The following is a 25,153-nucleotide window of genomic DNA, read 5'->3' as shown; positions in this document are numbered from 1 at the left end:
TCATATATCCACATCATTGCATGGAAAGAAATTGTATGGAAAGAAGGGGAACGGTATGATGAAACAGAGACCGATTTTCGCAGCCGCGGCGGCGGTTGTCCTCACGAGCTCGATCCTGGCCGGCTGCAGCGGGGGCAAAACTGAGCAGCAGGCGGCAAATGCCGGGAGCAGCGGGAACACCGATACGAAGCAGGAAGCGCCCAAATCGAACAAACCGGTAAAACTCGACGTCATCGAGACCGGCAGCGGCTTGCCCGCGCCGGATCAGGACCAGATCAAGCAGGAAATCGACAAGGCGATCGGCACCGAGCTGAACTTGACCGTCTACGCTTCCGGCGACGATTACAAAAACCAGCTGAACGTACGCATGGCCTCCGGCAACTTCCCGGATCTGTTCGCGGTCGACAGGGCGCAGCTGAAGCAGTTTGCCGAGCAAGGGCTGCTTCTTGATTTGACTCCCTACAAGGACAAATTGAAGACGACCGTCGATTTCATCGGCGCGGACAGCCTGAAGAAAGGCACGCAAAACGGCAAGCTGTACGCGATCGCCAAATCGCCGCAAATCCCGTACAACACATTTTGGATTCGCAAGGACTGGCTCGACAAGCTGGGAATGAAGCCGCCGACGACGCCGGATGAGCTGTTGGAAGTCGCGAAAGCGTTTACGGAGAAAGACCCCGACGGCAATGGGAAAAAAGACACCTACGGCATCACCGGCGGCAAGCTCGGCGCATTTTCTCCTGTATTCGGCGCCTACGGCACCGGCTCGCCGGGCAACTTTTACGTGAAGGACGGCAAGCTGGTCAATGCTCTCTACGATCCGGCGATGAAAGATGCGCTCGCTTTTATCAAAAAGATGATCGATGCCGGCGCCGTCGATCCCGAGCTGCTGTCCAACAACAGCACGCAGCAATATCAGCAAAAGGGCATTAAAGGTCAGGCCGGCATCATGTGGATCGACTGGCCGAACGTGACGAAGGACGAATTCGTCGCCCAGATCAAGGCGGTCAACCCGAACGCCGACTGGATTCAGCTGCCTGCGCTGAAAGGTCCCGGCGGCCAGTTCGAAGGCTCGTGGGACATCGGGGCCACCCCGGGCATGTATGCGATTCCGAAAGTGCTGGAGAAAAATCCGGAGAAGCTGAATAAGGTGATTGAACTGCTGAACTTCGTATCGACGAAAGACACCGGATCCGCGCTCGTTCAGTTCGGCATCAAAGGCAAGCATTACAACCTCGAAAACGGCAAAGTGATGCCGACCGATTTGATGGGCAAAGAGGTAGGTTATTCCTGGCTGTACCAGTTTACCGGCCGTCCCGAGATGGAGTATCTGTTCGTCAAGTTCGCCAAGCAGGCTCCGTATATCGAGTTTGCCAACAAGCAGCCGCGCATTCAGGCCTTAAACGGCTTCGTCGACAATCCGACCGGTTACAACAGCGCGGATGCGCAGCGGTTCATGGATGAGGAACTGGCCAAATTCGTTTACGGCAAACGCCCGCTGACCGAATATGACGCTTTCCTCAAAACGCTGGAAACGTCGATGAACTACAAAGCGTATCTCGACGCAGCGACCAAACAGCTGAACGACCTTGGTTTCGGCAAGTAACACGGCGAATCCGGCATTGCGTTTAATTAGGAAGCAGGCGAACGAAACAAACCGTCGTCTGTTTCCCTTTTTCAATAAAATTTACTCGAGTAAAAAAAGGAGAAGATGACTATGATGGAACAAACCGTATGGACGGTAAGCGAAGAGCAAAAGGCGCAAATTCAAGACTGGATGGCGGAGTTTCGGGAAAAAGGCTACCTCGTGCTGCCCGGCGTTTTGCCTGCGGAGAAGGTGGCGCGGCTGAACGCAGCGGTCGACGAAATTTTGGCCGGCGAGCCGGACAGCCTGGCCTATAATATTTACAACTCGGTGGAGCGTCATCCGGAGATTGCGGAGCTGATCGACGAGCCAACGGTGCTGCCGCTGATCGTCAATTTGCTCGGCTACAACATCCAGCTTCACATCTCACATCTGACTATCCGCAAGCCGAACCCTAACAACGAGAAGACCGCCTCACATAGCTTCATCAACTGGCATCAGGACGGGCCGCACCCGCAGTTTCCGCGGATCGGCGGAGTTACGTCCACTTATTATATCAAAACGTGCTACATCCTTAGCGACATGTCTCAGCCGAACCGGGGCAACACGAAGGTGCTGCCGGGCAGCCATAACAAGCCGTTTCAGCCGCAGCACACGGATGTGAACGGGGTGCTCGAAGGCGAGGTGCAGGTATGCGGCCGTCCGGGCGACGTGTTTGTGTTCGCGCAAAACTTGTGGCACTCCGGCGCCCCGAACCACTCGGAATTTACCCGCCGCCAGCTGTTTCTCGGCTACAGCCCGATCTGGATGCGGCCGATCGATTACCGGACCGCATCGCAGCGTCTGCTACTGGATGCGACGCCGATTCGCCGCCAGCTGCTCGGCGTAATCGATGAGAACCCGTTCAAATATTACGTGCCGGGCGATGCGCTGTTACCTTTGAAGTCGCTTTACTTCGGCGGCGGCGAGCACAGCGTGTACGAGTAGCGCGGAGAGGGGGCGGGCGTGAGGAGAGAGGCGTAAAGTCTCTCTGCCGGGGAGCAGTCCGCAGGCGGAGAGCCGGAAAACCCGTCTCTCGGCCGTCCGGTCCTGCCTTGTCGGAGCCCGAGAGCGCAAAAACGCGCTCTCAAGCAAAATATTGCGCCGCCGAAGGCCGGGCCGAAAGCGGAGAGCCTGAAAACCCGTTTCTCGGCGGCCCGGCCCCGCCCCGCTGGTGCCCGAGAGCGCAAAAACGCGCTCTCAGGCAACAGATCGGGCCGCCGGAGGCCGAGCCGAAAGCGGAGAGCGGGAAAACCCGCCTCTCGGCGGCCTGGCCCCGCCCCGCTGGTGCCCGAGAGCGCAAAAACGCGCTCTCAGGCAAAATATTGCGCCGCCGGAGGCCGAGCCGAAAGCCGAGAGCCGTAAAAACCGCCTCTCGGCGGCCTGGTCCCGCCTTGCCGAAGCCTGAGAGCGCAAAAACGCGCTCTCAGGCTTTTTCACTCTCCTCATGCGCTACCCGAAACATATGTCCGTCGATATCGGCGAATGTGAACTCCCTTACTCCCCAGGGCTTGGATTCGATGTCCTGAACAATATCCACCCCATTGTTTTTATACGCTGCGTAAACCTCGTCGGCATTTTCCACAAACCAATACGAATGAGCCCGGTAAACGGCAAAATGCTCCTGCCTGTCCAAATGAATTTCAATTTCTCCACACCGCACCGCCGCATACCCGTCCTCGTCCCATACCCACGCGATCTCAAAACCAAGCTTGTCCCTGTAATACGTCAGCGACTCCGTGACACTTTTTACCGGTAAAATGGGAATTTGACAGCGAATATAGTCTCTCACCCGCTTCACGCTCCTTTCAACTCCATTTTACCGGAAAATCACGACCTCCGCTAAGTAGGGGGATACCAAGTCAGGAGACGCATCGGAATATATTTTTCTTAAAGACAAGCGCCGGGATGTGGTGGTACAATGTGGGTGCTTTTATGACCGGCAACGGTCATCATCGGTAGAGGTGAATCGAACATGACCCTATTTAATCTCAAAACCATACGGGCTAAGCTGATTTTGCTGTTTACGGTCTTTTTTCTGCTGCCGTTTGTTTTATTCGGTTCCATTTGGTATCAGCGCTCCACCGAACTGATCGAAGAAAACGCCATCGCGTCGGCGCAGAAATCCATCGGGCAGGCCAATACGTATCTGAACTATTATTTCGACGATATCGAACGCAGAACGCTTCCCTACATCACTCATCCGCTTATCCAAGCTTTTATGAAGATTACCCCGGAGGATACATACCAACGATACGCGATAACAACGCAAATTCAAAGTCAGGTCATCAACCAAATCATCAATGGGAAAAAAGAAATTTACGGCCTCTCCATCATTTCCGGAAACGGCGTCGTCGCTTCCAATTTGGCGGAAACGATGGACGGACTGACGAACCGCGATTTCAACCAGCTCGAGCCGAAGGGAGACCGCAAGACGAAATTCAATACGATTCATTGGGAAAGCGGCATACCGCTTCTGACGATCAGCAGGAAATTTTCGGATACAAGCACCTACCGTACGGACGGACTTATGTTCATCGATCTTCGGCTCAACGAGCTGTCGGCGCTCATCAGCAATATCGGATCGGGCCAGGCCGGGTTTACGTGGATTTCGGACGGGGAGGGCGGCATTTTGCTTCATCCCGATCAGAGCAAAATCGGCCAAGCCGTGCCCGACTGGTACAAGAACCAAATTCAAAATAAAGAGCGCGGGTCGCTGATTGCGGAGGATTCCGGGGTCAGCAAGCTGATCGTTTTCGAGCGGACGCCGTCGACGGGATGGACGCTGGTGTCCGAGGTCCCGCTGGCCGAATTGACCGGGGACTTGTTTGCGCTAAGAAATGTCACGATCGTGATCTTGTCTGCGGTTACCTTGATTTCGCTGCTCGTTCTCGGCGGATTTACGCTGAATCTGACGAATGCGCTGTCGCATTTGGGCAGGTTGATGAAAAGGGCGGGGAGCGGCGAGATGTTTGTCCGGGCGCATGTCCGTCACGGAAGGCAGGACGAAACAAGCGAGCTGTATGAAAGCTTTAACCACATGGTGGAGAAGCTGCAAAGATTGATTGAGGAAATCCATGCTTCCGAGCTGCGGAAGAAGGAACTTATCATCAAGCAAAGAGAAACGATGCTGAAAGCGATGCAGGCGCAAATCAATCCTCATTTTCTATATAACACCCTGGAGGTCATCAATTCTTATGCGATTTTGGAAAATGTGATGCCGATCAGCCGAATGGCGACTTCGCTTGCAGCCTTGTTCCGATACAGCATTACAAGCGGAGATACCAAGGTGACGCTGTATGAGGAAATGAAACATATCGAGACCTATTTGGACATTCAAAAAGAGCGCTTCGAGCATCTGACTGTCGAACTGCAGGTTGCCTGGAACGAGCTTCCCAATGTTCGCGCTTTGCGCCTCACCCTCCAACCGCTCGTGGAAAATGTTTTCCGGCATGCTTACGAGAAACACGAGCGTTACCCCGATTATATCGGCATACAGGGGGAGGCAGGGGAAACGGGTTATCGCCTGATCGTAATGGACAAAGGGGAAGGCATGCCCCCCGCCGTTATGGAGCGGTTAAACCGCTCCTTCCAGTCGGTAAGCGAAGAAGGCGATCCATTGCCGGAAAACGAACAGGACGATGCAAGCAGGTCCGGCAGGATGGGATTATGGAACGTCCATCAACGTTTGCGGTTAAGCTTCGGCGGCGGATACGGGCTGCATATTTTGAAGTCGGATGAAGAAGGAACATGGATTGAGGTTTATTTGCCGATCGTTACGGGGGGAAAACTGGATGCTTAAAGTCGTTATTGCCGACGATGAAACATTAATTAAAAAAAGCCTGAAAATGATCGTGGAAAAAACCGGACTGTTCGAGGTTGCGGCGGTTTTTACAAATGGCCGGGAAACGCTCGATTTCATGAGGGAAGATCCGGCGGACCTGCTCATTACCGATATCCGGATGCCGGTCATGGACGGCCTCAGCCTGATTTCCGCACTGCGTGAAGAAGGAAATGAAGCCGATGTGATCATCTTGTCCGGGTACGGGGAATTCGAATACGCTCAAAGGGCGATCCGTTTCGGAGTCACCGATTATTTGCTGAAGCCGATCGTGCCGGGGCAGATGCAGGCGATGCTGGAACAAATCGCATCGACACGAAGCCGGCGGAAGCAGCTGCAAGCTTTGCGGCAGGAATCGCTGTGGTATTGCCGGCGGCAGGCGGCGCGCCTGTCCGTCTTCGTGCGCGACATGGACAAGTCCGCCGTCGCTTTGCTGCTGCAAGAAGTCAACGACGGCATCATCCGCATATATGGGGATGATCCGAACGGTAGCATTGCGGTTTATGCGGATTTGCTGACATTTACCCGCAACGAATTGGCGGAAAGCTTCCCGGGTCTTAGCGAGGTTGACCCCGCCGAATGGAATATAACGAAGCCGATGGGCGCACTGAGAGCTCTGGCGAAGAGCCGGATAGACGATTGGATGCGGCATATTGCGTCCGTTCGAAACCACGGAACGGCTCTGGCGGCGAAGAAGGCGATCAAATACATTGAGGACCATATGTTTGACGAAAACCTGTCCTTGCAGTCGGTGGCCGATGAGCTGAATTTATCGGTTTCCTATACGAGCGAATGCATCAAGGAAGAGACCGGCGTCAATTTCACCCAATATGTGATGAACGCGCGCATGGAGCGGGCCAAAGAGTTGATGGCCGATCCGTCGTGTAAAATATACGAGGCTGCGTTTCAGTGCGGCTATACGGATTACGCCCATTTTACGAAAATGTTCAAACGGCATTACGGTTATTCGCCCAAGGAGTATCGCAAACGGCTGCTTGAACCGGGCCAAGGCGAATAACCGGCGAAGAAATGACAAGTTTTGCGGCGCAAACCACATGTACCTTCCGATTGTAGGCGTTTACACTTAGCTTAAACAAGAGGAAGGAGGTTGAGCTATGAGCAAGGGGGCCGACGTGAACGCTGCAGGAACCGTTCCATTAACGGAAAAACATACGCGCAGATCGTCATATTTTATGAAAAATTGGCAAATTTATTCGATGATCGCGCCGGGATTGCTGTTTTTTGTCGTATTTAAATATATTCCGCTCGCAGGGAGTGTCATCGCGTTTCAAGATTACAGCCCGTTCGGGGGAATTGCCGGCAGCCCATTCGTAGGCTTCAAACATTTTTCCGAGCTGTTCAGCTATGAAGAGTTTTTTCTGGTGCTGCGCAATACGCTGGTCATCAGCCTGTATCAGCTGATTTTCGGCTTTCCGGCGCCGATCGTGCTTGCGCTTTTGTTAAACGAGGTGGGTAAAGCTCTATTTAAAAGGGTTACGCAAACCGTCCTGTATATCCCGCATTTCTTGTCGTGGGTCATTGTGGGCGGTATGGTCATCAGCTTGCTTGCGCCGGATACGGGTTTGGTCAACCGGGTTTTGGCCGCATTCGGCACGGAGAAAATCTTTTTCATGCAGGAGCCGTCCTTCTTTCGCAGCATCGTCGTCGTTTCAGGGATTTGGAAGGAAGTCGGCTGGGGAACGATCATTTACTTGGCCGCACTGACCGGCATCAATCCGGAATTATACGAAGCGGCGGAAGTGGATGGTGCCGGGAAGCTGCGGCAGGTGTTCAGCATCACCTTGCCGGCGTTAATGCCGACCATTATGGTGCTGCTGCTGCTCAAAATCGGACATGTGCTGGATCTCGGCTTCGAGCAAATCTATGTACTGCTGAACCCTCTTGTTCGGGTGAGCGGCGATATTTTGGATACATACATTTACCGGGTGGGGCTTCTGGGCGGACAATACAGCTACACGACGGCGGTCGGGCTGTTTAAGTCGGTCGTCGGACTTGTCCTTATCCTCGGAGCGAACGCCATCAGCAAAAGGTCAACGGGGAATTCCCTGTATTAGGAGGAGGAGCATGGGAAGAGTCAGCCGGGCAAGAAAGTGGTTTATCGTCGGCAATTATACGGTGCTTACGCTTGTTTCCTTATGCATGCTGCTGCCGTTCGTCAATATGGTGGCAGGCTCCTTCAGCGGAGGAAACGCTATATTGCAGGGGCTCGTCACCGTATGGCCGGTGAACTTTACTTTGGAAAATTATATCGCCGTTATTAAAAATGCGGGCTTTTGGAAATCCTTCGGCATCACCGTTTATATCACGGTCCTCGGAACTGCGCTTAATCTTGCATTTACTACCCTGATGGCCTACGGCTTGGCCCGTCCCGATTTGAAAGGCCGATCGGCCATCATTCTCGTCGTATTGTTTACGATGATTTTTACCGCCCCGATCATCCCTTCGTTTTTGCTGGTCAAGTCGCTGGGCATGCTGGATACGCTGTGGGCGCTTATGATTCCGTCGCTCGTGAGCGGTTTTAACTTGCTGATTATGATTTCGTTTTTCCAAAACATTCCGGACGGGCTGACCGAGGCGGCAAAAATCGACGGCTGCCACGAATACCGGACGTTATGGAGCATCGTGCTGCCCTTGTCCTTGCCGGTGATGACGACGATCGGCATGTTTTATGCGGTCGGACACTGGAACGGTTATTATGCGGCGATGATGTATTTGCGCGATCCGGGCTGGTTTCCGCTGCAGGTGAAATTGAGACAGATCGTGGTGGACAGTGATACGGCCAGCGTGCTGAACTCTCTTTCTTCGGCGGAGGGCATCAAGATGGCGACGATTATCGTCGCGACCGTGCCGGTCATGATCATCTATCCGTTTGTTCAGAAGCATTTTGTCAAAGGCGCGATGATCGGATCGGTCAAAGGATAGGTTATTTTACTTTTGCAAACATAAGGAGGGTCATCTCTCGTGAAAAAGAAATTTGTAACGTTATTGCTTTGTGCGGCTTTACCCGGAAGTTTGCTTGCGGCCTGCGGGAGCAATGAGCCAAAACCCGCCGCAGGCGGCGAAGCCGCTCCACCTACGGTGAAGCTTGCGCTTAGCACGCGAAACTTTCCGTACATCGAAGCTTCTCCCAACATCAACGAAGATAAATACGTGAACAAGCTTCGGGAGCTTTCCAAAACGAACGTTCGCCTGGAGCTCATCCCGCAAAAGGAATATTCGCAGAAGCTCAATTTAATGTTTGCCGCCGGCGAACTGCCCGACGCGATTCAGGTCGTCAACGGCATAACCTCTCCCGAGGTGGCTCCTGCACTGAGCAACAACGCTTTTTACGACTTGAACGAGCTGATCGATAAATACGCGCCGAGTCTGAAAACGAAAATCGGCAAGGAGCTGTGGAACTCCGCTCTCGTCAGCAAGGACGGGAAAATTTACGCTATTCCGGCCGAGCGCGCGACCCGGAATAATCAAATCGTTTATATCCGCAAAGACTGGCTGGATAAGCTCGGGCTGCAAGTGCCCAAGACGGTGGACGAATATTTGAACGTCCTGCGTGCCTTCCGGGATAAGGATCCTAACGGCAACGGCAAGGCGGATGAAATTCCGTTCTCCGGCCGAATGAATTTCAATTATGCGGAAATTTTCTTCTCCGCTTACGATGTGAGCCTTTCCGGCTGGAAATACGAAAATAATCAGCTGGTGCCTAACTTCATCCGTCCGCAAATGAAAGAGGCTTTGAAGCTGCATCAAAGCATGTATCAGGAAAAGCTGATGGATAACGAGATTTTCCTGAATCAGCCGAAAGATTTTGACTCGAAAGTGAAAGCGACGGCCAGAGTCGGCATGTGGGTGCATGTGCCGGATTATCCGGATAAATGGGCGGCGGAAGTGAAAAGCGGCGATCCGAAGGCGGTCATCATGAATATCCCTGCGCCGATCGGACCGGACGGCAAGGGAGGAAGCTTGATCGGCTCGGCGGTCAATCCGCTTTCCGCATGGGTCATTCCGAGGTCGAACAAACATCCGGAAAATGTACTTAAGTTTTTGGAATGGTATTATTCCGATGCGGCTCAAAAGTTTTTGAACTATGGGCTCGAGGGCGACGATTATACGACTGAATCCGGAAAATTGGTTTACAAACAACCTCAAGTGCAGGCGGACATCGACAGGGAAACGATGCATCTTCATTTCCTCAGATTTATCGGTCCGACGCATTTAACGGATAAGGATTATATCAACGGCCGTGTCAACGGGGACTTGATCACAAAAGCTTTGCAAGTAGCCAACAGCGAAGGCCGTGTCAACGATGCGCTGGATATGCCAATTCCGCCGACGCTTCAATCCAAACCGGAGCTTGGTTATACCGGCCTTTGGATCGAAACCGCCGCCAAGATCATCACCGGCAAGGAATCGATCGACAGCTTCGACAAGTTTGTGGACGATTGGAAGAAACGCGGAGGAGACAAGGTGATTCAGGAAGCGACCGACTGGTATAAGAAGCAGGGGGGCGGCAAATGAGCGGAGCGTTAAGCCACAGAGAGAACATCATACGGAACGAAGGCAGCGCCTTTCCGGGAAAAACGTATACGGAGGTCGTTCTTGCGCCTTCCTATGACGAGGCCAAGCAGCATTTGCTTGGTCCCATGATGGCCATCAACAAGGCTCAGCTTATTATGCTGACGGAGCAGCATTTGATTTCCCCGGAAGAGGGCGGACGGATTGCCGAAGCGATCCGGAGCCTTGACCTGCAGACTATCCGCAGTTCACAATACTCGGGTGAAGTGGAAGATTTGTTTTTTCAGGTGGAGCGGGAGCTGCTTGAACGGGCCGGCGATATAGCCGGAAATCTGCACATCGCGCGCAGCCGCAACGATATGAGCATCGCCATGTTCCGGCTTGCGCTTCGCGATAAGCTGCAAACCGCTTTATCTTCCGTATTGTCCTTAAAAGATCAGCTGCTGGAGTTTGCCGCAGAACATGCCGAGACGCTGATGATCGGGTACACCCATACCCAGCAGGCTCAGCCGACCACATTAGGCCACTATATCATGGCCGTGGTCGATTCGCTGAACCGGGATATGCGGCGATTTGCGAATGCGTACCGCCATCTGAATCAAAGCTCGATGGGGGCAGCCGCACTGACAACCTCCGGCTTCAACATTAACCGGGACCGGATGAGAGAGCTGCTCGGATTTGACGAATTGATCGAAAATTCGTATGACGCGATCGGGGGAGCGGATTACATTGCCGAGCTCATGACGGTCACGCAAATTGCCGCGATCACGCTCGGCCGCTTCGTGCAAGATTTGCTGCTGTGGAGCACCCAGGAGTTTGCGGTTTTGCGGGTTTCCGACCCTTACGTGCAAACGAGCTCGATTATGCCGCAAAAACGCAATCCGGTATCCTTGGAGCATCTGCGTTCCCTGTTATCGAGCTGTGTAGGCAACACCCAGACGGTACTCACGATGATTCACAACACGCCGTTCGGCGATATCGTCGATACGGAAGACGATATGCAGCCGTACGCCTGGAGAAGCCTCGATCTGCTCGATAAGCTGTGCAGGCTGCTCGCCTGCGTGATCGGTACCGCGGAAGTGAATAAGGAAAAGCTGCGCGAACGGGCCGTGTCCAGCTTCGCGACCATCACCGAGCTGGCGGATACGCTCGTGAGAACGGATGGTTTATCCTTCCGCAAAGCTCATCACATTGCGAGCAAAGTCGTGAAGATGGCGTTATCCCAGGGAATCGGCGCTCATGAAGTTACACTCGGGCTTGTCAACGAAGCGGCTTACGAGGTGATCGGAAAACCGCTGCTCATTGACGAGACGAAATTAGTGCTGTCCCTGGACCCCGATTATTTTGTTGCCGTACGTTCTCTGCCCGGCGGTCCCAATCCGAGGGAAGTGAGAAGGATGATTGCCGAGCGAAAGCTTCAGCATGACGAGCACCTGTCATGGCTAAATGCCGCAAAAGAGAAGTCCCTGCAATCGTACCGCCAATTGGATTGGATAGTCGCAGACATGGCGCGGCAAGGGCGTTAATTTAGAATCGCAGGAACCCCGGAGATCAGGTCATCCGGGGTTTTTCAACCGAATGGGGTAAAAAAGAAAGCAGCGTAGGCACCCGCGAACATTCTATGGGTCCACGCATACACTGGAAGTACGAAATGACATTTTTGCCACCTTATTTCGACAAGATATGATATACTTATAGTAGAAATACGAAGTCCAATCATCCTCTTTCCCTTTACATCTGAACACAAGCAGATACCATTCCCTCATTCCTCCCTAATGTCCGTTTCTTTATTGCAAAAAGCACCCTAATAATGCAGACCGTACCTTAAAAATTTGAATTTGCCTTTATCTCAACAAATGGTTCCCGGCGTCACACCGGCTTTGAGACAACCGACACTTCAATTCAAAATCGTTCCTCGTTCCGCAGGCGATCAGTGAAATGGAGGTGCAGCGAAATGAACCGGTCCCAAAAAGCCATCACCAAGGCGGAGACTTACGGCGCAGGCAACTACAAGCCTCTGCCGCTTGTCATCGCCCGCGCCGAAGGGGTTTGGGTGGAAGATCCGGAAGGACGCCGCTACATGGATATGCTCAGCGCCTATTCCGCAGTCAGCCATGGGCACAGGCATCCGAAAATCATCCGGGCGCTTAAAGACCAGGCGGAGCGCGTCACCTTGACGTCGCGGGCGTTTCACCACGAGCTGCTCGGCGAGTTTTACGAGAAGCTGTGCCGTTTGACCGGCATGCAGCGCGTGCTGCCGATGAACACCGGCGCGGAAGCGGTGGAGACGGCGATCAAGGCGACGCGGCGGTGGGCGTACGACGTGAAGCGGGTGCCGGAGGGCAAGGCGGACATCATCGTATGCGAAGGCAATTTTCACGGGAGAACCGTCACGGTTACCTCGTTCTCGTCCTCGCCGGAGTACCGGCGCGGGTTCGGGCCGTTTACGCCGGGCTTCACCGTCATCCCGTACGGCGATACCGCAGCGCTGGAGTCCGCGATCACTCCACATACGGCGGCTTTTCTCGTCGAGCCGGTGCAGGGGGAGGCCGGCGTCGTTTTGCCGCCGGACGGCTTTCTGCGGGAAGCGGCGAAGCTTTGCAAGGAGCGGCAAGTGCTGCTGCTTGCCGACGAAATCCAGACCGGCTTCGGGCGGACCGGCCGGCGTTTTGCCTGCGATTGGGAAGGCGTCACGCCGGATATTCTGATCCTCGGCAAAGCGCTCGGCGGCGGCGTCATGCCCGTATCGGCAATCGCTGCGGACCGCGAGGTGATGGATGTGTTCGATCCGGGCTCGCACGGATCGACGTTCGGCGGCAACCCGCTCGCCTGCGCGGTCGCTATTGCGGCCATGGAGGTGCTGGAGGAGGAGAAGCTGGCGGACAGGTCGCAGACGCTCGGCGCGTATCTGCTGGAGCGGCTGAAGTTCATCAGCAATCCGCATATCCGGGACGTCCGCGGCAAAGGGCTGTTTATCGGCATCGAGCTTGACGTGCCGGCCCGGCCATATTGCGAGCGGCTGATGGAGCTGGGGCTGCTCTGCAAGGAAACGCACGAGCGCGTCATCCGGCTTGCTCCTCCGCTTATCGTCACGAAGGAAGAGCTTGACTGGGCACTCGAGAGATTAAGCGAAGTTTTGCACGAAAAAGAAGGGAGTGGGCAGCCATGATGCCGTATCGTCCGGAACCTTTCACCGATTTTCGAGACCCTCGGGAGGAAGCAGCGCTGCAGGCGGCGATCGCACAGGTGACGGCGCAGCTTGGCGGGACGTGCCCGCTTTTGATCGGCGGCAAGCCGATCGGCACGGAGCGGCACATCGTGTCGATCAACCCTTCGCAGACGGAGCAGGTAATCGGCCGCGCCGCGAAAGCCGATTTGGCGCAGGCGGAGAGCGCCGTTCAGGCGGCGCACGAAGCGTTCCGCACGTGGTCGCGGACCGGCGTGGAGACGCGCGCCGAGCTGCTCTTTAAGGCGGCGGCGATGCTGCGGCGGCGCAAGCACGAGTTTTCCGCGTGGCTTATGCTGGAAGCCGGCAAAAGCCGGGGCGAAGCCGATGCCGAAACGGCCGAAGCGATCGATTTCATGGAATATTACGGCCGGCAAATGTTGGCGCTCGCCGAGCGGGGCGGCCGCGAGCTTATTCCGCTGCAGGGAGAGCGCAACCGGCTCGAATACATTCCGCTCGGCGTCGGCGTCGTTATTCCGCCGTGGAATTTCCCGCTCGCGATTTTGGCCGGCATGACGACGGCCGCGCTTGTGGCGGGCAACACCGTCGTGCTCAAGCCGTCGAGCGCCACGCCGGTTATCGCTTGGCGGTTCGTGCAGCTGCTCCTTGAAGCCGGCCTGCCGGACGGCGTGCTCAGCTTCGTGTCCGGCAGCGGTGCGGAAATCGGCGATTACCTCGTGCAGCACAAGCTGACGCGGTTCGTTTCGTTTACCGGCTCGCGCGAGGTCGGCGTGCGCATGAACGAGCTTGCGGCGCAAACCGCGCCCGGACAAAAGTGGCTCAAACGGTTCATCGGCGAGCTCGGTGGGAAAGACGCGATCGTCGTGGACGCGGATGCCGATCTGGAGCAGGCCGCGCAGGCGATCGTCGTCTCCGCGTTCGGCTACAGCGGGCAAAAATGCTCCGCCTGCTCGCGGGCCATCGTGCACCGCGACGTATACGACGAGGTGCTCGAGCGGTGCATCGCGCTGACCGAAGCGCTGAAGGTCGGCGATGTGCGCGATGCCGCGAACTATACGGGACCGGTCATCGACCGCAGCGCTTATGCCAAAATCCTCGAATACATCGGCATAGCGCAGCGGGAAGGGCGGATCGTGACCGGCGGCGAACCCGCCGAAGCCGCATTCGACGGAGGGAGCGGCTCTGCCGCCGACGCCACTGCCTCTGCGTCCGCTGCTTCGGGTCGTTCCGGCGATGTCCGCGGTTACTTTATCCGGCCGACGATCGTGGAGGGTGTCCGGCCGGAGGCGCGCATCATGCGGGAGGAAATTTTCGGCCCGGTGCTTGCCTTCGCGCGCGCGGACGATTTCCGGCAGGCGCTGGACATCGCCAATGATACGGATTACGGGCTTACCGGATCGGTGTTTACGCGCAGCCGGGCGCATATCGACCTGGCGAAAGCCGATTTCCACGCGGGCAACCTGTATGTCAACCGCAAGTGTACCGGGGCGATCGTCGGCGTGCATCCGTTCGGCGGCTTCAACATGTCGGGCACCGATTCGAAAGCGGGCGGACCGGATTATTTGCTGCTCTTCACCCAGCCGAAGCTGACGTCGGAGCTGCTTTAGCGGATCGATCTTGAATGCAGCCGAGCGGCCGCCGGCAATTTGAATAGAAATTCCGGATCGTTCTGCCTTGAGCCCGCAAGGCCGGTTGGATTTGGCGAATCACCGTTAGCGATATTTTTTCGCCGGGCAGCCCGGCGCTTCGGGAGGAGGAATGGCTGTGAAAGCGGAGGACGTGTTGCGCAGGCTTATTTTTGCGGTGGCGGAAAACCGGATGGTGAGGCGTTTTTTTTACAAGTACGGAATGAAGCTGGGGGTCGGCCGATTTGTCGCCTCGGAGACGCTGGACGGCACCGTGGAAAAGGTGAAGGAGCTGAACCGGCAAGGGCTGGCCGTCACCCTCGATTACCTGGGGGAGAGCGTGACGGACGCGGGACTTGCGGAAGAGGCGGCGAACATGGTGCTGCGCGTGCTGGAAACGATCGACCGGAACCGGCTTGACGCAAACGTATCGGTGAAGCTGACGCAGCTTGGACTCCTGATCGATCCCGCCTTATGCTCGGCGAACATGGAACGCATTGTGACGGAAGCCAAGTCGCGCGGCAGCTTTGTTTGGATCGACATGGAGGATTCCAAGGTCACCTCGGACACGCTTGGCATTTACAAAGGCCTTCTGAAGCGATTCGGCTCCCGATTTGTCGGCATCGTCATTCAATCGTATCTGTATCGTTCCATACCGGATATCCGCGAGCTCGGGCGGCTCGGGGCGCCTATCCGCATCGTGAAGGGAGCTTATAAGGAGCCTCCGGAAGTCGCCTACCCCGATAAAAAAGACGTGGACGCCAGCTACCTGAAGCTGGCCCGTCTCCATATGGGGAATGGCAACTACACGGCGATCGCCACCCACGACGTATCGATCGTTGCCGAAATAAAACGGTACGTTCGGGAACGGGGGATGGGGACCGATCAATTTGAATTCCAGATGCTGTACGGCATCTCGGCGGGGCTGCAGCGCCAGCTTGCGGAAGAGGGCTACCGCGTGCGGGTGTATACGCCGTTCGGCGAGCACTGGTTTCCGTATTTTACACGACGCATTGCGGAACGGCCGGCCAATCTGTGGTTTGTCGCAAAAAACTTGCTTCGCCGTTAAGCGAAGGAGGGGGATGCAGCATGAATCGGTCAAAAATCGGTGACGTTGCATTGATCGGAGTACCGATGGATCTCGGCGCAGACCGGAGAGGAGTCGATATGGGACCGAGCGCAATCCGCTGCGCCGGGGTGACGGAGCGGCTTGCCGGGCTGGGGTTTGCCGTTCGCGATACGGGGGATATTGCGGTTCGCCGCACCGGGCGGCAAGAAAAAGCCGATGCCGAAGCGGCGAACCTCAAGTATTTGGCGGAAATCGCCCGCGTGAGCGGCAAGCTGTGCGACCGCGTGGCCCGCGAGGCGGGCAAAGGCCGCTTCCCGCTCGTGCTTGGCGGCGATCACAGCATCGCGATCGGCACGATCGCCGGCTTAAGCCGAACGCGGGCCCGCCTCGGCGTCATCTGGTACGACGCCCACGGAGATGTCAACACGGCGGAGACGACGCCGTCCGGCAACATTCACGGGATGGCCTTGGCCGCTTCGCTCGGCTTCGGTCACCCGGCGCTGACCGCCATCGGCGGCAGCTCGCCGAAAGTGCAGCCCGAGCATACGGTGCTGCTCGGAGTTCGTTCGCTCGACCCGGGGGAGCGCGTGTTCCTGAAGCAGCTCGGCGTCACGGTATTCACGATGCACGACATCGACCGGCTCGGCATCGCAAACGTGATGGAGCGGACGCTCGATATTGTGACGCGCGGGACGGATGGCGTTCACCTGAGCCTCGATCTTGACGCGCTCGATCCTTACGAAGCGCCGGGTGTCGGCACGCCTGTTCCGGGCGGCATCAGCCTGCGCGAGAGCCATCTCGCGATGGAGATGCTGGCCGACAGCGGCGCGGTCACAAGCGCGGAATTCGTCGACGTTGGACACGGTAAACCGCACCGCCAAGGCGGCGGTCGACCTGATCGCCTCACTGATGGGCGAGAAGATCATGTAGGCTCCGCGGATGCGGTTATTGTTTAAGAACGAACCTCTGGAACGGTTCGTTTTTTTGTTTTTAAGACGATATCCGGATACGATTGCGCGATCAAAGCGGAAGATGGCCAGGCACCTTCCGTTCAATATGAACAATTTGTAAATTTATTAAAAGGGGGCTGGGCTATTACCGTTACTGAACGGATTATTGCTCCATAACTTTGTAAGGTAATGTCACTCACCTTTCAAATGAAGGAGTCCCCGACATGAAAAAGACGACCCGGCTTAAACAATTGATCATTTCGCCATCGCTGGAATTTTTGATGGAAGCGCATAACGGCCTGTCAGCCGCCATTGTTGAAGAAACAGGGTTCAAAGGCATATGGGCCAGCGGGCTGTCGATGTCAGCATCGATGGGCGTCCGCGACAACAACGAAGCTTCATGGACGCAAATTCTTGACAATCTCGAGTTCATGAGCGACGCGACAGCCATTCCGATTTTGCTCGATGGCGATACCGGATACGGAAATTTCAACAATGCCCGGCGACTGGTCAAAAAATTGGAACAGCGTGGAATTGCAGGCGTTTGCATCGAAGATAAGCTATTTCCGAAGACGAATTCGTTTATCGATGGAGAAGCTCAACCGCTGGCTTCTATCGACGAATTTACCGGTAAAATCAAAGCGATGAAAGATACGCAGGCGGATGATGATTTCGTCGTTGTCGCCCGGGTGGAGGCGCTGATTGCAGGTTGGGATATGCAGGAGGCGCTCAGGCGTGCGGAAGCTTACAGATTGGCAGGTGCCGATGCCATCCTTATGCACAGCAAAAAATCCGATTGTACCGAAATTGAAACATTCATGAAGGAATGGGGCGTAAGCGCCGTCATCTGGGCCAACCATAATTTGCGCGCTTCCGTTGCGGCTATGCAGCTTATTTCAAAGCGAATCTTTCAGGAAGAAAGTCTGGTCGGTGCGGAAGGCACTGTGGCTAAGTTGGATGAGATATTCCGGCTGCAAAAGGCAGAAGAACTGCAAAGAGCTGAAAAAATATATCTTCCGACAGCGCGATTGGCAGAAGGTGGACATAGATGATCGAAACTGGAACATGGGGAGACGAACTTCAAAAACTCGGGTTTTCGTCTTTTGTCGGGGTGCCTTGCTCTTATTTGAAAAGCTTGATCAACTACGCGATTAACGAGTGCGATTATATCGGTGCGGCCAATGAAGGCGATGCCGTTGCCATTGCGTCCGGTGCATCTTTGGGCGGAAAAAAAACGGTTGTGCTCATGCAAAATTCGGGTCTTACGAATGCCGTCTCGCCTCTGGCATCGCTCAACTACCCGTTCCGGATTCCGCTGCTCGGATTTATCGGTCTTCGGGGAGAACCGGGAAAACCCGACGAACCCCAACATCAATTGATGGGACAAATTACGACGCGGATGTTGGACCTGCTGAACATACGCCACGCAATATTATCGGACGATCCGGAGCAGGCGAAGCAGCAACTGGCATGGGCAAGTCAGGAAATCGAGCTTCTTCACCCCTTCTTCTTTGTCGTGCGTAAAGACACGTTCACGGAAGTGCCGTTGCTGAAGCAAGAGCACACCTCCGCCAAAAACGTCTTGAAAAAAAAGAAAACGGCACCGGATGAGCTGCCTTCGCGCTACGACGCGCTGGCCGTTATCCACTCGTTAAAAGACGACAAAACGGTGCTTCTTGCCACCACTGGCAAAACCGGGAGGGAATTGTACGATATCGCGGATGCCCCCGGTCATTTGTACATAGTCGGCTCTATGGGGTGCGTCGGATCTCTCGGTCTCGGGCTTGCCCGCTCCGTCCCCGATCTGGATGTCGTCACGATCGACGGAGACGGCTCTCTGTTAATGCGAATGGGAAGTCTGGCAACAATCGGCTTTTGCCATCCGCCCAACCTGCTGCATATCTTACTGGACAATAACGCTCACGATTCGACCGGCGGGCAACGTACGGTTTCGCACCAAGTCGATTTTGCGGAGATTGCGGCTTCCTGCAACTATCGTTCCGTTGGTTATGCCCATAATTTGGATGAACTGAGATCGGCCATCAGCGAATGGAAACGAAACAAAGGACTGACCTTTATCCATATGCGAATTGCTCCGGGCTCCAAGCAGCCGCTCGGCAGGCCGACTATACAACCCTATGAAATAAACCAAAGATTGCAGCGTTTTATCACAGATCATCGCCTCCGGAGGAAGGATTGAAGCGCCATGGAAGCCGTAAAACGGAATATTCTGCTAACCCCCGGCCCCGCCACAACGACTGAAAGCGTGAAACGGGCTCAAATCGTCCCTGATATTTGTCCCAGAGAGGCGGAGTTCGGTTCTTTGCTCGCTTATGTCTCGGAACAATTGACCCGATTGGTTGCCGATCCGAATCTTTACACCACCGTGTTGTTCGGCGGTTCCGGCACGGCCGCAGTGGAAGCTATGCTCAGTTCTGCGGTTGGTTCGGAAGCTGCCGTTATTGTCAACAATGGTGCTTACGGACAGCGAATGTGCGACATTGCCGAAACATACGGCATTCCCTTTCTTGAATTCGTCAGTCCTCCGGCGGAAGCGGTCGATTTGGCTGCTTTAGAATCGTTTATTGCCGGATCCCCGCGCAAGATCTCGCACCTCGCCGTCGTACATCACGAAACGACGACGGGTCTTTTAAACGACGTCGCCTCCATAGGCGAATTGTGCCGCAACTATCGGATCGAGCTGTTGGTGGACGCCATTAGTTCCTTTGCGGCCGTTCCGGTTCGCATGTACGATTTTAATATCAGCTATCTGGCCGCCAGCTCAAATAAAAATATTCAGGGAATGCCCGGCATCGCATTTGTCATAGCCGATAAAAGCCGGTTGGAAAGCCTGCGGAACAACAAGCCGAGAAGCTACTACTTGAATTTGTTTGCTCAATATGACTATTTTGCCCGAACCCGCCAATTGCGGTTTACCCCACCCGTGCAAACGTTCTACGCTCTCAAGCAGGCGATCGAAGAACTGAAAACGGAAGGGATCGAGGCAAGATACAAACGCTATTCAGCCTCTTGGTCCGTATTAATCGAAGGTATTGCCCGACTTGGGTTAAAGCATCTTGTTGATCCCCGGCATCATGCGAAAATCGTCACCGCGATTATGGAGCCCTGCGCTTCCGGATACGATTTTCAGGAAATGCACGATTTTTTTTATGAGAAGGGGTTCACCATTTATCCCGGAAAACTTGATGGAATGAACACATTCAGAATCGCGAATATAGGGGATATCACCTTCAAAGATATAGAAGCCTTTCTGCAACTGCTGGGCGTTTATTTGGGCAACATCGGCTACACCAAACCGAAAGGAGGAGTCTGAGTGGCACTGAGCGGGAATAAGTGGAGGAAATACGTGTATATGAAGAGTTTTGCTGCTCTTGCCCCCCATTTGCCGAATACGAGGCTTATGTCGAAAGACGCTTTATGGCAAATGGTCGGCAAATACGGATACGCCATTGTGAAACCGGCTAACGGAAGCCGGGGACGAGGAGTCATCCAAGTGGCTGCGTTACGGAATGGCGGGTATGAGCTGCATTACGAAAACCGGAAGACGCGAGTTGGCGATTTCGAGCGGGTGTATGCCTATATTCGCCGCATTGTCGGTTCCTCATCTTACCTTGTCCAATGGCGGGTGCCGCGCGCGACGGTGAACGGCCGGCCTTTCGATTTGCGGGTCGTTGTTCAGCGGCGCAGAAATTCCAATAGTTGGAACGTGACGGGCAAACTGGCAAAAGTCGCAGGCAAAGGCTACATCGTCTCTAACATTACCCGGAGCAAAGGCCGCGTTCTCCCCGTTCATGCGGCCATCCGCAGGTCGACCATTATACGCAAGCAGGGTGCGGACGCGAGGGTCCATCGGGTCGCTTTGTTGTCCGCCCATAAACTGGGGAAAATGTATCCGGGGCATCGAATTTTCGGGTTGGATGTTGGACTCGACCGCAGCGGCCACGTCTGGATTATCGAAGCGAATCTTTTCCCGTCCATGTCCCACTTTCTGAAGTTGGGGGACAAAACGATGATCCAGCGCATCCGGGCGTTTAGGAACGGTTGATGTCTCGCCTGTTTTTGTCAGGTTCGTAAAGGAGCTGCGGTTCGCTATTTGCATGTTTGCCGCATTTACCATTTTCCGCCTTGATTGCATGTACGCCATGATACGGGCAGGCTAACGGTTGCAGCCGAGCTTATTTGGCTCAAAAACGTCTTTTTTCCATTGTAACGGTTGTGGCAGAGCTTATTTCTCATCTTGTATCTCTCCATACAAGGAAAGTTCACAAATAACCACTCTGGCAACCGTTACCGTTATGAAATCCCTCATTTAGCTCCTATAAGCTCACCTGCAACCGTTACACTATACCGCATGAGCCGAAACCGACCGCTGCACCATGTAAACGTTTTGTTCAACTTATATAGAAACGTTGCCCCTCTCCGAGAGTGCAAGTAAGACGAGAGTGGAAGTAAGCGTGAAGGCATAAGGTTTTGCGAAAGCAAAACCAAAGCCGACATTCGCGAGTTCGAGGCACAAATGACCACCTCACGGCACCGCATCAAAAGTGCTGCGTGTCCGGCTTAGGATTTTTTAACCGAAGGTAAAAAAACAAGCCGGACAAATGCGAACTAGCAGCGAGTACTCCCTCGAAGAGGGCGGGTCCAGGGCGCCCGAGCGCCTGGGGTCCCCCCAGTGGGGGGACTTAGGGGGGAGGTCAGCGAGCACTCCCTCAAACAGGGCGGGTTCAGGGCGCTTGAGACGCCTTGGATCCCCATTGGGGGGATCTAGCGGGGCCACACTCAGTTGCTTTGTCCCACCGCCACAGTTGAATTGCCGCTCCCGCTTCAAGCCGCCGTTGTACTATGATTAGCTGTACAACAGCCTAAAGGAGCCGATTCACGATGCGGAAAAGGATTTCCCTATTCAATTCCTACGTTTTTATATTTCCGAGCCTGTTTCTGACGCTGGCCTTGGGGATCTACCCGATCGTCTGGGCGCTTCGTTATATGTTCTACGAATATCCGGGATACGGCCAAGAGAAATTTGTCGGGCTCGCCAATTTTTCGCGGCTGCTGCGCGACACGGAGTTTTGGCATTCCGTGGCGAACACGTTCGTGTACGCAGCCGGAAAAATCATTATCGTTTTGCCGATTTCGCTGCTTCTGGCAGTCATACTGAACCGGGGACTGAGGGGCAAAGGGCTGCTGCGCGCCGTCTACTTTATGCCGACGATCATCAGTACGTCCGTCATGTCGATCGTGTTTTTCACCATTTTCAACTCGTATAACGGGCTGCTGAACCAATTTCTGCTCAAGTATGGCCTTACCTCAAAAGCGATCGACTGGCTCGGGCCCGATTACGCCATGCTGACCGTCATTATTACCGCCGTCTGGGGCGCGATCGGCAACTACATGCTGCTGTTCATCGCCGGGCTGCAGGGCATTCCCGAGGATGTTTACGAAAGTGCATCGATCGACGGAGCGAATGCGGTGCAAAAGTTCTGGCACATAACGATCCCGATGCTCGGTCCCGTATTACAGATGATCGTTATGCTCGCGATCATTACGGCGCTGAAAGGCTACGAGAGCATCATGGTCATGACCGAAGGAGGACCGGTCGGCAAGACGACGGTCATGTACCTTTACGTGTACAAGCTGTTTTTCCCGGTTTCCGTGACGAGCTCGACCGTTCAGGAGATTGGCTACGGCAGTGCGGTCGGGTTCGTGACGGCGCTGATCGTCGGAGTGATTACGATTTTCTACTTTTATATGTCGAGAAGGCTCAATCAGGATTAATCCGAACGGAGGTGACACCAACATGAACGTACATTCCAAATCCGGCACCTTCCAAGGAGGATATGTCGCCGGACAGCTCGTAAAGTGGATCTTTCTGCTCGCTACGGCGCTCGTTACGCTGTTTCCGATCGTAATGGCCATACTCGGTTCGTTTAAAACGAACGCGGAGCTGACGGCGGGAGCGACGATACTGCCTTCGGTATGGCAGTTTTCCAACTATGTGACGGCCTGGAAGCAGGCGAACTTCGCGCGATTTACGTGGAACAGCTTGTTCGTAAGCGTCGCGGTGACGGTTGGCACGCTGCTCGTCGCTTCCATGGCCGCCTATGCGATGGACCGCACGAGATTCCCGGGGAAAAAGCTGTACGCCGCCCTGCAGGCCGGCACGATGTTCATCTCGATCGGCGCCGTCGTGCTCCGGCCGCAGTTCGATCTGATGGTCAAGCTGGGCCTTAACAAATCGCTGTGGGGAGTTATCATCATTTTGATCAGCGCGCATGCGACGACGTATTTTATGCTGATCGGCTTTTTCAAAGCGATCCCGCGGGATCTCGACGAGGCCGCCTACATCGACGGCTGCAATTTCTACACCGTTTACTGGCGCATCGTGCTTCCGCTGCTTCGCCCGGCGCTCGGCGTCACCGCCTTGTTTACGTTTCGCGGGGCTTGGAACGAGTATATTTTGCCGCTCGTCTTTACAATGACGAATCCGAAGCTGCAGACGCTGACGGTCGGCCTTGCTAACCTGCGCTACGGGGTCGGCGCCGCCGCAGAGACGCAGCTGATGATGGCAGGAGCGTGCCTCTCTTTTCTGCCGATTCTGGTGGTATATATCGTGGCGAACAAGTCGTTTATGCAGGTTACCGCAGGCGCCGTAAAAGGGTGACGAACCTGGCGCTCGCGGATAAGCAGAAAAGCGTTTTTTCCCTCATCGAAAGTCGGATTGTCCGTCACCGTACCCGAGGACAAGCGATTATGATGGAAGCAGTTACAATTATACAGCCGCACGCGGCATAAGGTACAATGAAAAAGGAGGGTTTTCACACCATGAAGAAGAAACAAATGATGGTGAACGTTTTACTGGGCACCGCGATGATCGCATCGCTCGCCGCTTGCAGCAGCGGCCAACCCGAACAGCCGAAAAACTCGGCGGCGGCCGGAACTTCGGGCACTGCCGCAGGCGGCGCGAAGACGAAGCTGGCCTATTGGACGGTGGACCGTCACGATGCCGATTATATGAAGGATGTCATCAAGAAGTTCAACGAAACGAACAAGGACAACATCGAAGTCGAAATGACCGTGCTTTCCGATAACTTCAACCAGGCGATCGATATCGCCTTTGCCAGCAACCAGGCGCCGGACGTGTTCCGCACCAACGATTTCCCGAACTTTGTGAAAAAAGGATATTTGCTGCCGCTTAACGACCTGCTTACCGACGACATGAAGAAGCGGTTCGGCAATTTGCTGGTCGAAGAGATGAATACGATGGACGGCCAAATTTATTCGCTGCCGAATACGGGGCAATATTGGCGGCTGATTTACAACGTCGACTTGTTCCAAAAGGCCGGAATCAAAGAGCCGCCGAAAACGCTGAAGGAACTGGTCGAAGACGCGAAAAAAATTACGGAAGCCGGTAAAGATATCGGCGCATACGGCTTCGCGGAAAACTTCAAAAATGCGAGCTCCGCATTCAGCCGCATCGTCAACCCGGTCGCTACGCTCAGCGGAACCGGCGAGGTCGACGGCTACAACTACAAGACGGGGCAATTCGATTTCTCGGTGTACAAGCCGGTCGTCGAGGCGCTCCGTCAAATGAAGCAGGATGGCAGCATGCTGCCCGGCGTCGAATCGCTCGACATCGATCCGCTGCGCGCTCAGTTCGCCGCCGGCAAGATCGGCATGTACTTCAACCACTCCGGCGAGCCGGCCGTTTACCAGTCGCAATTCCCGACGAAAGTCAACTGGGCGGCGGCGCTGCCTCCGACAATCGACGGCAACCAGCAGGGAACGGTTTCGGTCATTGCCGGCAACTATATCGGCATCAACAAAAACACGCCGAAGAAAGACGCGGCATGGAAATTTATGCAGTATCTTTATACGCTGGACTTCCAGAAGGAATATCATGAAAAAGGCTTCGGCATTTCGATCGTTCCGGATGTCAATGCGGCCGCGAAGAAGCCGACGATGCCGGGAATCGAAGGTTTCCTGCCGAGCAAGTTCGACGGTCTGTACGCTCCCGCGCCGACCGGCGTGACGGAAGCGAAGGTGGAAGGCACGAAGACGGGCGATACCGTCCTTAAGTATATGCTGAACGGCGGAGACGTGGACAAGGTCTTAAGCGACCTCACCGCCCGCTATAATGCCGCACTCGAGAAAGCGCGCGCCGCCGGCGATACGAAGATGAAGGCGAATCCGGGCTTCGACCCGGGCAAGCTGCAGGGCAGCCTGGCGAAGTAAGCGGGCTTTTGGACGGGAGTAAAATAAGGAAGGGCGCGCTGCGGAAAGCAGCGCGTCTTCTTCTCTTTTGG

19 protein-coding genes and 1 pseudogene are annotated in these 25,153 nt (G+C 55.0%); 19 read left to right on the top strand and 1 reads right to left on the bottom strand.

Features of this window, described 5'->3' with window-relative positions:
* Window positions 1-58 precede the first annotated feature (58 nt).
* Window positions 59-1,606, top strand: a complete 1,548-nt coding sequence (locus MYS68_RS19750; protein WP_248930957.1) for an extracellular solute-binding protein — start codon at window positions 59-61, stop codon at window positions 1,604-1,606.
* A gap of 171 nt (window positions 1,607-1,777) precedes the next feature.
* On the top strand, window positions 1,778-2,572 hold the full coding sequence (locus MYS68_RS19745) for a phytanoyl-CoA dioxygenase family protein (RefSeq protein ID WP_248930956.1): 795 nt from the start codon (window positions 1,778-1,780) through the stop codon (window positions 2,570-2,572).
* 478 nt (window positions 2,573-3,050) lie between these two features.
* Here the strand turns inward: MYS68_RS19745 and MYS68_RS19740 are convergent, their stop codons facing one another.
* Entirely contained in the window at window positions 3,051-3,416 is a 366-nt protein-coding gene (locus MYS68_RS19740; RefSeq protein ID WP_248927495.1) for a bleomycin resistance protein, read from the bottom strand.
* Window positions 3,417-3,599: 183 nt separating this feature from the next.
* Between MYS68_RS19740 and MYS68_RS19735 the strand changes: the two genes are divergently transcribed.
* The 17 genes and pseudogenes from MYS68_RS19735 (at window position 3,600) to MYS68_RS19655 (ending at window position 25,082) form a co-directional block, all read left to right on the top strand.
* Window positions 3,600-5,426: a cache domain-containing sensor histidine kinase gene (locus MYS68_RS19735; RefSeq protein WP_248927494.1), complete on the top strand. Its 1,827-nt coding sequence runs from the start codon at window positions 3,600-3,602 to the stop codon at window positions 5,424-5,426.
* A complete protein-coding gene (locus MYS68_RS19730) occupies window positions 5,419-6,483 on the top strand; it encodes a response regulator transcription factor (RefSeq protein WP_248927493.1) in 1,065 nt (354 codons plus the stop codon). Before MYS68_RS19735 ends, MYS68_RS19730 begins: the two co-directional genes overlap by 8 nt.
* 97 nt (window positions 6,484-6,580) lie before the next feature.
* Entirely contained in the window at window positions 6,581-7,540 is a 960-nt protein-coding gene (locus MYS68_RS19725) for an ABC transporter permease (protein ID WP_248927492.1), read from the top strand.
* 10 nt (window positions 7,541-7,550) lie between these two features.
* Window positions 7,551-8,408: a carbohydrate ABC transporter permease gene (locus MYS68_RS19720; protein WP_248927491.1), complete on the top strand. Its 858-nt coding sequence runs from the start codon at window positions 7,551-7,553 to the stop codon at window positions 8,406-8,408.
* Window positions 8,409-8,447: 39 nt separating this feature from the next.
* Entirely contained in the window at window positions 8,448-10,001 is a 1,554-nt protein-coding gene (locus MYS68_RS19715; protein ID WP_248927490.1) for an extracellular solute-binding protein, read from the top strand.
* On the top strand, window positions 9,998-11,524 hold the full coding sequence (gene argH / locus MYS68_RS19710; protein WP_248927489.1) for an argininosuccinate lyase: 1,527 nt from the start codon (window positions 9,998-10,000) through the stop codon (window positions 11,522-11,524). The genes MYS68_RS19715 and argH overlap by 4 nt, the downstream gene beginning before the upstream one ends.
* A 428-nt stretch (window positions 11,525-11,952) precedes the next feature.
* Entirely contained in the window at window positions 11,953-13,167 is a 1,215-nt protein-coding gene (locus MYS68_RS19705; RefSeq protein WP_248927488.1) for an ornithine--oxo-acid transaminase, read from the top strand.
* Window positions 13,164-14,792 carry an L-glutamate gamma-semialdehyde dehydrogenase gene (gene pruA, locus MYS68_RS19700; RefSeq protein WP_248927487.1) on the top strand — a complete coding sequence of 543 codons (1,629 nt, stop codon included), beginning with the start codon at window positions 13,164-13,166 and terminating at the stop codon, window positions 14,790-14,792. The genes MYS68_RS19705 and pruA overlap by 4 nt, the downstream gene beginning before the upstream one ends.
* Before the next feature lie 157 nt (window positions 14,793-14,949).
* On the top strand, window positions 14,950-15,879 hold the full coding sequence (locus MYS68_RS19695; RefSeq protein WP_248927486.1) for a proline dehydrogenase family protein: 930 nt from the start codon (window positions 14,950-14,952) through the stop codon (window positions 15,877-15,879).
* Window positions 15,880-15,899: 20 nt separating this feature from the next.
* Window positions 15,900-16,809: pseudogene (rocF, locus tag MYS68_RS19690) on the top strand (arginase).
* Window positions 16,810-17,053: 244 nt separating this feature from the next.
* On the top strand, window positions 17,054-17,881 hold the full coding sequence (locus MYS68_RS19685) for an isocitrate lyase/phosphoenolpyruvate mutase family protein (protein WP_248927485.1): 828 nt from the start codon (window positions 17,054-17,056) through the stop codon (window positions 17,879-17,881).
* Entirely contained in the window at window positions 17,878-19,029 is a 1,152-nt protein-coding gene (aepY, locus tag MYS68_RS19680; protein WP_248927484.1) for a phosphonopyruvate decarboxylase, read from the top strand. Before MYS68_RS19685 ends, aepY begins: the two co-directional genes overlap by 4 nt.
* 6 nt (window positions 19,030-19,035) lie before the next feature.
* Window positions 19,036-20,163, top strand: a complete 1,128-nt coding sequence (locus MYS68_RS19675) for a 2-aminoethylphosphonate aminotransferase (protein ID WP_248927483.1) — start codon at window positions 19,036-19,038, stop codon at window positions 20,161-20,163.
* Entirely contained in the window at window positions 20,164-20,895 is a 732-nt protein-coding gene (locus MYS68_RS19670; RefSeq protein ID WP_248927482.1) for a YheC/YheD family protein, read from the top strand.
* Window positions 20,896-21,731: 836 nt separating this feature from the next.
* Window positions 21,732-22,625, top strand: coding sequence for a carbohydrate ABC transporter permease (locus MYS68_RS19665; protein WP_248927481.1), 894 nt, complete (start codon window positions 21,732-21,734; stop codon window positions 22,623-22,625).
* Window positions 22,626-22,647: 22 nt separating this feature from the next.
* Window positions 22,648-23,511: a carbohydrate ABC transporter permease gene (locus MYS68_RS19660; protein ID WP_248927480.1), complete on the top strand. Its 864-nt coding sequence runs from the start codon at window positions 22,648-22,650 to the stop codon at window positions 23,509-23,511.
* A gap of 161 nt (window positions 23,512-23,672) precedes the next feature.
* Entirely contained in the window at window positions 23,673-25,082 is a 1,410-nt protein-coding gene (locus MYS68_RS19655) for an ABC transporter substrate-binding protein (protein WP_248927479.1), read from the top strand.
* Window positions 25,083-25,153: the final 71 nt, after the last annotated feature.

The sequence above is a fragment of the Paenibacillus hamazuiensis genome, assembly GCF_023276405.1.
GTDB classification, from domain to species: Bacteria; Bacillota; Bacilli; order Paenibacillales; family NBRC-103111; genus Paenibacillus_AF; species Paenibacillus_AF hamazuiensis.
This window is presented reverse-complemented; position numbering and strand designations above follow the sequence as displayed.